Source organism: Streptomyces chengmaiensis (assembly GCF_029846775.1).
Lineage (GTDB): Bacteria > Actinomycetota > Actinomycetes > Streptomycetales > Streptomycetaceae > Streptomyces > Streptomyces chengmaiensis.
Window position 1 is genome coordinate 1 of the sequence record NZ_JARWBG010000102.1, and the last position, 8,739, is coordinate 8,739.

General features: G+C 66.9%; 5 protein-coding genes. 4 read left to right on the forward strand and 1 reads right to left on the reverse strand.

The genetic code is table 11. The annotated features are described in order from the left end of the window. Positions 1 to 128: 128 nt before the first annotated feature. A complete protein-coding gene (locus QCN29_RS35960; RefSeq protein WP_279933456.1) occupies positions 129 to 2,720 on the forward strand; it encodes a Tn3 family transposase in 2,592 nt (863 codons plus the stop codon). 31 nt (positions 2,721 to 2,751) lie between these two features. Here QCN29_RS35960 and QCN29_RS35965 read toward each other — a convergent pair whose 3' ends face one another. Beyond that, positions 2,752 to 2,922, reverse strand: coding sequence for a hypothetical protein (locus tag QCN29_RS35965; RefSeq protein ID WP_279933458.1), 171 nt, complete (start codon positions 2,920 to 2,922; stop codon positions 2,752 to 2,754). 183 nt (positions 2,923 to 3,105) lie between these two features. On the opposite strand from QCN29_RS35965, the gene QCN29_RS35970 reads away from it, so the two are divergent. From QCN29_RS35970 to QCN29_RS35980, 3 genes are all read left to right on the forward strand, one after another. After that, entirely contained in the window at positions 3,106 to 5,595 is a 2,490-nt protein-coding gene (locus tag QCN29_RS35970; RefSeq protein WP_279933460.1) for an NACHT domain-containing protein, read from the forward strand. Positions 5,596 to 6,098: 503 nt separating this feature from the next. Beyond that, positions 6,099 to 7,502, forward strand: a complete 1,404-nt coding sequence (ltrA, locus tag QCN29_RS35975) for a group II intron reverse transcriptase/maturase (protein WP_279933462.1) — start codon at positions 6,099 to 6,101, stop codon at positions 7,500 to 7,502. Positions 7,503 to 7,706: 204 nt separating this feature from the next. Continuing rightward, positions 7,707 to 8,739 (forward strand): IS1380 family transposase (locus QCN29_RS35980; protein ID WP_279933464.1); only part of this gene is annotated, 1,033 nt, incomplete at its 3' end.

An 8,739-nucleotide genomic window follows, 5' to 3' on the forward strand; every position in this document is an offset into this window, starting at 1 on the left:
CAACGCCAGCCACCAGGTCATCATGAACGGCCCCAGTTACCGACCGAACAAGCGGCCGAAGGGCCCCATCGACCCGAAGGACCCCACGGTCAAGTGACCGCCCCTCGCCCCAGGGGGTGGGGAATTACGTGACCACACCCCTGGGGAATTACGCGATCGTCGACAACCGGATCACGCGCATGGTTCGTTCGGCTCTGCACACCGCGGAGGAGACCTGGTTCGCGCGCATCGCGGCCCGGCTGACGGGGCAGGTGCGGGCCCGAGTTCTTGCTCTGGTCGCCGCCGCCGACGACGTCGAGGAGGACCAGGACGGCGCCGGGGCAGAGGACGGCGAGTCGGTGCTGACTCTGGTGAAGGCGATGCCGGGCAACGTCAGCCTGGAGTCGATGCTGCGGGAGATCCGCAAGCTGACCGCGATCCGGGCGATCGGCCTGCCCGTGTCGCTGTTCGCTGACGTGGCGCCGAAGGTGCTGGTCTCCTGGCGGCAGCGGGCGGCCGTCGAATCGCCTTCTCACCTGCGCCGCCGGTCGGATGAGGCGGCCGTGACGCTGCTGTCCGCGCTGTTGGTGGAGCGGGAGCGGGAGGTCACCGACTCGCTGGTGGATCTGCTGATTGCCACGGTGCACCGGATCGGTGCCCGTGCCGAGCAGAGGGTGACGAACGAGCTGATCAACGCCTTCAAGCGGGTGTCCGGCAAGGAGGACATTCTGTTCGCCATCGCCGAGGCGTCGTTGGCTGTGCCGGATGGCGAGGTGCGCGATGTGGTTTTCCCCGCTGTGCGGGGCGGCGAGCAGACGCTGCGGGAGCTGGTGCACGAGTACAAGACGAAGGGGCCGGTGTATCGGCGGACGGTGCAGACCACGCTGAAGGCGTCCTACACCAACCACTACCGCAAGGGCCTGATCGAGCTGTTGGGTGTGCTGGAGTTCCGCTCCAACAACTGCGCGTACCGTCCGGTCATCGACGCCTTGGGCCTCGTCCAGCGGTACGCGAAGGCGGGGAACACCACCTACTACCCGTTCGGGGAGAGTGCTCCGGAGCACCGGGGCACCCGCGGGCAGTGGGCGGAGCTGGTGCACCGGGCGGACAAGCGTGGCCGGCGCCGGATCGTGCGCATGGTGTACGAGGTGGTCACCTTTCAGGCTCTGCGCGAGCAGTTGCGGTGCAAGGAGGTGTGGGTGGTCGGCGCCGGGCGGTGGCGCAACCCGGACGAGGACCTGCCAGGGGACTTCGAGGCCCGCCGGATTGAGCACTACGGCGAGCTACGTAAGCCGCTGGACCCGGCGGTGTTCACCTCGTCGCTGCGCCAGGAGATGGAGCGGGCCCTGGCCGACCTCGATGAGGCCCTGCCGGAGCTGGACTGGGTGGAGGTCAAGGAACGCAAGGCCGGGGCGATCAAATTCACCGCGCCGGATGCGCAGGAGGAGCCACGCAACCTGCGCCGGGTCAAGAACGAGGTGAGCCGCCGCTGGAACGCGGTGCCGCTGATCGACATGCTCAAGGAAGCGGTGCTGCGGACCGGCTGTCTCAAGGCGGTCGCCTCGGTGGCCGGCAGCGGGCACCTGGCGCCCGAGGTGCTGGCCGAACGCCTGATGCTCGCGATCTACGCCTACGGAACCAACACGGGGATCCGGTCGGTGGCCGGCGGGGCGCACGGCCACACCGAGGAGGAGATCCGCTACGTCCGCCGTCGCTATCTGACTCCGGAGGCGGCCCGGGAGATCGCCGTCGAGATCGCCAATGCCACCTTCGCCGCCCGGGATGCGGGGCTGTGGGGCGCCGGGTCGACGGCGGTGGCCTCGGACTCCACGCATTTTCGTTCGTGGGACCAGAATCTGTTCACCGAGTGGCACTCCCGCTACGGCGGCCGGGGCATCCTGGTGTACTGGCACGTCGAGCGGGGGTCGGTGGTGGTGCACTCCCAGACGCTGAGGGCCTCCGCCTCGGAGGTCGCGGCGATGGTCGAGGGCGCCATTCGGCACGGCACCACGATGCGCGTCGAGGGCAACTATGTGGACTCCCATGGCCAGTCCGAGATCGGCTTCGGGGTCACGCGGCTGCTGAATGTGGACCTGCTGCCGCGGATCAAGCAGATCAACCGGGTGCGGCTGTACCGGCCGAATGCCGACGAGGCGGGCGCCTACCCGAACCTTCAGACAGCGTTGACGCGGCCGATCCGTTGGGACGTCATCGACGCCAACTACGACCAGGTCATCAAGTACGCCACCGCGATCCGCACCGGCACCGCCTCCACCGAAGCGATCCTCTCGCGCTTCACCCGAGCCGCTTCCCACCTGGCCTACCAGGCCATGCTGGAGATCGGCCGTGCTCAGCGCACCTGCTTTGTCGCCCGCTACCTGCGTGACCGCGCACTCCAGCGGGAGATCGAGGAAGGGCTGAACGTGGTGGAGTCCTGGAACGCGGCCAACGCGGTGATCTACTACGGCAAAGGCGGGGAGATCTCCACCAACCGTCGTGAGGAGGTGGAGATGGCCGCGCTGTGCCTGCGGATCCTCCAGGCGTCCCTGGTGTACGTCAACACCCTGATGCTGCAGGCGGTCCTCGCCGAACCCGCCTGGTCCGGCCTGCTCACCCCGGCCGACCGGCGCGGCCTGACCCCGCTGTTCTGGGGCCATGTCCGCCCTTACGGCGAGGTCCGCCTCGACCTGGGCACCCGGCTGGCCCTCCGCGCCCACCCACCGGCCCTGGAGGCCCAGTGACGCGAACGGATTGGGGGCCCGCGGCGGGCCGTCAGCGTCGGCTGCCGCGTACGGCACGGATCACCTCGGCAACGGCCCTCAGGACCGTGGCACGGTCAGGCGGGGCGGTGTCTTTCACCGCGACGATGACCATCAGCACGGCAGCAGCGGCCAAAACCAGCAGGCCTGCCACCGGCAGCATGGCCAGGACGATGATGTCCATGGCATTCCCTCCGTCCGCACGGCCATCGGTCGGGCCGCGCGAGGGACATCGCAGCCGACCCGCCGGGAGCGATCGAGTCTTGCCGGACCGGCCGGATACCAGCACTAAAAGACCAGGTCACAGTCGTGCTGGGTCGATTGCCGGACGGATCCGACGGATTCGGAAGACCGGGGAGAGCGCGCGGTGAGCAAGAGGAGGGGCCTGAGCCCCGAGCGGCAGGCACTGCGTGACGCACTGCGGGAGCTGGAGGACAAGGCGCTTCGGGGCCGCGACCGTACGGAGGCCATCTCCGAGGCCAACCGTCGGCTCCAGCAGGACGGGCTTTCACCGCCCGCAATCACCACCGTCGGCGGCTGGTTCGAGAACGGCAGCCGGGCCAGGGACTTCAGGTTCCTGTGGGCACTGGTCAGGGTGCTCCTGGAGTGGTCCGGGCAGCCTCCGGCCGACACGCTCAGTGGCCACCAGCGTGCCGAGGCAGCAGGACAATGGGCCGCCACGAAGAAGTATTGGAAGACCCTGTATGAACAGGTCAAGGCTTCTCAGCCTTCCGGTGCTCAGCCTGCCGAAGACAACTCCGTGCCGTTGGCCCGGCGTCTGAACAGCTACCTGCATGCCGCTGTGCGCGCGGCCCGTGAGCACCCCTATCCAGGAATCTCGGGCGATAGGCAACTCGCGTTGGCCGATGTTTACGTTCACCAGCAGGCATACCTCTGCCAGGCATCCGGCAGCGAGGACACAACGAACGACGACGCAACGCCAGTGGAAAGCGCCGCTGACTCATCAGTGCCTGCCGAAGCGGTTTTCTGCACTGACAGCAGCATCTGCCTCCTCTCGGCCGGACCGGGGGCAGGAAAGTCCACCCTGCTGCGCAACCAGCTCGCAGACTCGGCCCACCGGCTACTCAACAACAGGACCGGCAAGACGGTCCCAGTTATGGTGCGCGCAACCTCCCTGACCAGCACGGACCCGCTCCCCACCGCACTTGCCAAGGACACAACCAGCTCTCTGAAACAGTTCGGGCTTCTTGAGGAGCTGAGAACGGACTTCTTCCGCCACCCCCCGCGCGCGGGAGCGCGCTGGCTGGTACTGGTTGACGGCTTCGATGAGTTGCCTGACGCTGACACCCGCAGCGCTGTTCTGCAGATGCTGACCAACACCGTACAGGTCGAATCCGGCCTGTATCGCTTCATCGTGACAACCCGCCCTCTACCCCAAGAGGAACTCAGATCTCTCGGCTCGCACGTACCACATTTCAGGCTGCAGCCCTTCTCTCATGATGATCTGCGTGCCTACGCGACGAGGCAGTTCCGCAGTCTGGACAATCCAGGTGAACGAACCGAGGCATTCATGACTGGGCTCAAGCGCGGCGACCTAACTTCCTTTGCCTGCACCCCACTAATGGCCTCCATGCTGTGCCAACTCTACGCAGCCGATCCTGCTCGCCCCCTACCCGAGGGCCGCACCGGCGTCTACCAGGCATTCGTCGAATTGATCTATGAGCAGAACACCCACAAGAGCATCAAGACCACCCATGATCAAGCCATCCGCCGCTTCAAGGACTGCCATCAGATCCCGAAGCACAATCAGGCCGCCGAGCGGGCAGCACAGCAGGTACGTGACCACCTACCGGAGCTGATCGGCCGTCTGGCGTGCAAAAAGATCTTCAGCACCACAGTTACGGCCGTCGAGGTACTCGCTTCGCTCAACCTCAACCGTCCCGAGAAGGTTAAAGAACCCCTCTGGAACGCTTTCCTAGGCGACCTTCTGCGGCCCACCGGTCTGCTGATCCAGCACGCCGATAACTTTGATTTTCTGCACCAGACGCTGCTCGAATACTGCGCGGTTCAACATCTCACCCGAAATGAACAGATGCGTACCCTAATGCTGCGCAACCTGATTGATTTCTCCAGCTGCCGTGCGATACGTCTCACACACATCCCTCCGGCGATCTACAAACCATCCCCCCTTGGCTTCCTCCTCGATGGCCTACTAGCCCCCAGAGATCGCGTGACAGATGCAACTGTCCGTTTTCTGGAAAAGCTTGCGCGTAGTGACGATGGCGTGTCACTGCTTGCCACGCAGGTTCACTTGAGAACCATGCTTCCCTCAGATTTCGTCGCCGCCCACTTGACGCGCATGAGCGGCGATGAGGTTCGGGGCTGGAGTCTGGAAAGTGTCAAGGCAGCCACCGCCCTAATGCACGTCGACGGGCACCGGGAAGCTGGCGCGACCCTGCTGGCACGGCAGGCCAACGACCCCCGCTTGGACTTCTCCGTGCGCTATGAGGCGGCCGAGACCCTAAAAAGCGCTGCCGGGTACCGAGACGTCGGTGCGGCTCTGCTGACGCGCGTGACCATGGACCACCCCTTTCTTCGACGCGGGTTTCGCGTGCGGGCGGCCGAATTGCTGTTCGAAGAGAGTCAGAAGGCTGGCACACCCTCGCTGATGCGGCTGGCCAACGACCTGACCGTGGACGACTCTGAGCGTGGGCGGGCGGCCGCAATCGTGTTTTACGCGGACCGGGCAGCAGGTGCACCCTTGCTGACGCGGCTGGCCAACGACCCGACCCTGCACAGCCCTGAGCGTGTGCGGGCGGCCGCAGCGCTAGCCTCGCGCTTTCGCGCGCCCAGCAGACTCGGAGGTCTTCGTGATGTAGCTGATCTTGAGTCGTAAGCTCGTTGTCGCCTGCCGGTGGAAGTCCGGTCCGGGTAGCTGCCAGGAGGCCCGGTAGCAGACTGGCGGCGTCGGGGGGAAACGCCCGGCGTCGAAGCCCAGTGTCGAAAGCCCTGCAAGGGGGAGCAAAGCAGCGGTCCGTAGCATCACGCGAAGCCTGCGGCGTCGTTAGAGGCCCGCCTTTCGAGGCGGGGACAGGGAGTGCCGAGCCCCCGAAATCAGGGCGAAGGCCATGGAAGCGGCGAAGGTCCTGGAGATGCAGCCGTGAGGGACTCCCCGGCGTATGGGGCATGGAACGTTGCGACGGTGACAGCGGGAACTGGGGAGGCCCTCCCCGGCCCGGCGGCCTGCGGATAGCTGCTGCCGGAAGCTGCGCGTCCTATAACCGGGTGATCCCCGGGAAGTGGGCGCGGGCCGGGTGGGCGTCGGAGGCGGCCGTAGTACCGCGATGAGCCGGCGGACAACACAACCGTTGGCCAGGGAAGGGCCGCTGCTTCGTCGATGTGCAGGTTGCCTGGAGGGGCTTGGTGAGTGTCGTTTCGGCTAGTTCCACCACGTCGGGATCCCTGAAGCTGGATCCGGTCCGAGCCTTGCAGCATGCGCTCTACCGGGCGGCCAAGGCCGATCCCGGACGACGGTTTCACGCGCTGGGGGACAAGGTCCACCGCAGGGACGTCCTGAGGCGCGCGTGGGTGACGGTGCGTCGCAACAATGGCGCGCCGGGCGTTGACGCCACCACTCTGGCTGAAGTGGAGGAGTACGGCGTTGACCGTCTCCTTGGTGAGGTGGCCGCGGAACTGCGGGAAGGCCGCTGGCGGCCGTTGCCCGCGCGCCGGGTGTTCATTCCGAAGCCCGGTGTGGCGGAGCAGAGACCGTTGTCGATTCCTTCGGTTCGCGACCGGATCGTGCAGGCCGCGTTGAAGATCGTGCTCGAGCCGGTCTTCGAGGCCGACATGCTCCCGTGTTCGTTCGGGTTTCGGCCCAGGCGCGGAGCACACGATGCCCTCCAGGTCCTCGTGGATGAGGCGTGGCGGGGCAGGCGTTGGGTGGTGGAGACGGATATCGCCAACTGCTTTGAGGCGATTCCGCATGAGAAGTTGATGCAGGCGGTCGAGGAACGCGTCTGTGACCGGTCGGTCCTCAAGCTCCTGCGCGCGATGTTGCGGGCCGGGGTCATGGAGGACGGTCAGGTCCGTCGGCCGGTGTCCGGCACTCCCCAGGGCGGGGTCATCTCCCCGCTGCTGGCCAATGTCTATCTGCACCGGCTGGACCGGGCATGGTGGACACGGAATCACGGGGTGCTGGTGCGCTATGCCGACGACGCGGTGGTGATGTGCGCCAGCCGCGAGCAGGCCGAAGCAGCCCTGGAGCGGCTTCGGAGCCTGCTGGCCGAACTCGGCCTGGAGCCGAAGGCGGCCAAGACCAGGATCGTGCACCTGCGGGTGGACGGCGAGGGGTTCGACTTCCTCGGCTTCCACCATCGGTGGGTGGCGTCCCGGCCGCGCGGCAACCGGCGCCCGGTTGCCTTCCTCGCCCGGTGGCCCTCGGCAAGGGCGATGCAGCACGCCCGCGACCGGATCCGTGAACTCACGGACCGGCGCAGGCTGCTCAGGCCGGTCAAGGTGATCGTGGAGGACGTGAACGCGTTCCTGCGCGGATGGGCTGCGTATTTCCGGTTCGGGAACTCGGCCCATGTCTTCGACCAGATCGGCTCGTACGCGCGGATGCGGATCGGTGGGTTCCTCGCCAAGAAGCACCGGCGCACCAGGAAGTTCGGCTGGGCGGTAGTTGCCTTCGCCGCCCACGACTCCCTGGGACTGATTGCTCTGCACGGAACCGTTGTTGCACCCAGACCCTTCCGGGACTGGCGGGGCAGGCCGAATGCCGGTGGTGAACGGCGTCGGTGAGCCGTGTGCGGGAGAACCGCACGCACGGTTCGATGCGGCGGGGGCTGGAAACGGAGCGTACGTACTACGCCACCGCGCCAGCCCCCGACCCTACATGAAGCAGGCTGTCCGACAGGCGGTCAGGTAAGCGAAAAGTGCCTCTGACCAGCGAGAATGAGGATTGCTGAGGTCCTTGTTCCCGCTCCTGTCGGAGGCACTTTCCAGGTGAAGCAGCCTACCGGGTCCTACCCCCATGTCCGTGTCCAGGATGACGGCCGAGCCGTGGTCTCCCAGGCCGGGTCGGTACTGCTGGTCGAAACGGTCCGCAAGACCGGTCTGGATCAGGCGATATCGCAGGTGCTGGCACCCTGGCGCAAACCGCGGGCCGTCCACGACCCGGGCAAGGTCCTGCTGGACGTCGCCCTGGCGGTCGCACTGGGCGGGGACTGCCTCGCCGACATCGCGACGCTGCGGTGTGAGCCGGCCGTCTTCGGCCCGGTCGCCTCCGACCCGACCGTCTCCCGCCTGATCGACACCCTCGCAGTCTCCGGCGAGAAAGCCTTGCAGGCCATCCGGTCCGCACGGTCCGAAGTCCGGCAGCGGGTCTGGTCGTTGGCCGGGGGTAATGCCCCGGCCGCCGACGGAAAGGTCACGGTCGACCTCGACGGCGTCCTGGTGGTCGCGCACTCCGACAAAGAGGACGCGGCCGCGACCTGGAAGAAGACCTACGGCCATCACCCCCTGACGGCCTTCGTCGACCACGGCCCGGGCGGAACCGGAGAGCCGGTCGCCGCTCTGCTCAGACCGGGCAATGCGGGCTCGAACACGGCCGCCGACCACATCACCACCGCCCGCCTCGCCCTGGCCCAGCTGCCGAAGAAGTACCGGCGCGGGCGGCAGACCCTCATCCGCTGCGATTCCGCCGGCGGCACCCACGATTTCGTGGCCTGGCTCGCGAAGCGAGGACGCTGGCTGTCCTACTCGGTCGGCATGGTGATCACCGAGGCCATCCACAGCCACGTCCTCAAGATCCCGGCACCGGCCTGGACCCCGGCCATCGAAACGGACGGCGAGGTCCGCAACGGCGCCTGGGTCGCCGAACTCACCGGCGATGTCCTCACCGGCTGGCCGAAAGGGATGCGGCTGATCATCCGCAAGGAACGACCGCACCCCGGTGCCCAGTTGAGGATCACCGACGCGGACGGCATGCGGATCACCTGCTTCGCCACCAACACTCCCGACCGGCCGATCGCCGAGC

Coding starts and splice junctions, on each gene's coding strand:
- QCN29_RS35965 (WP_279933458.1), bottom strand. CDS start 2,922: ATGGACATCATCGTCCTGGCCATGCTGCCGGTGGCAGGCCTGCTGGTT.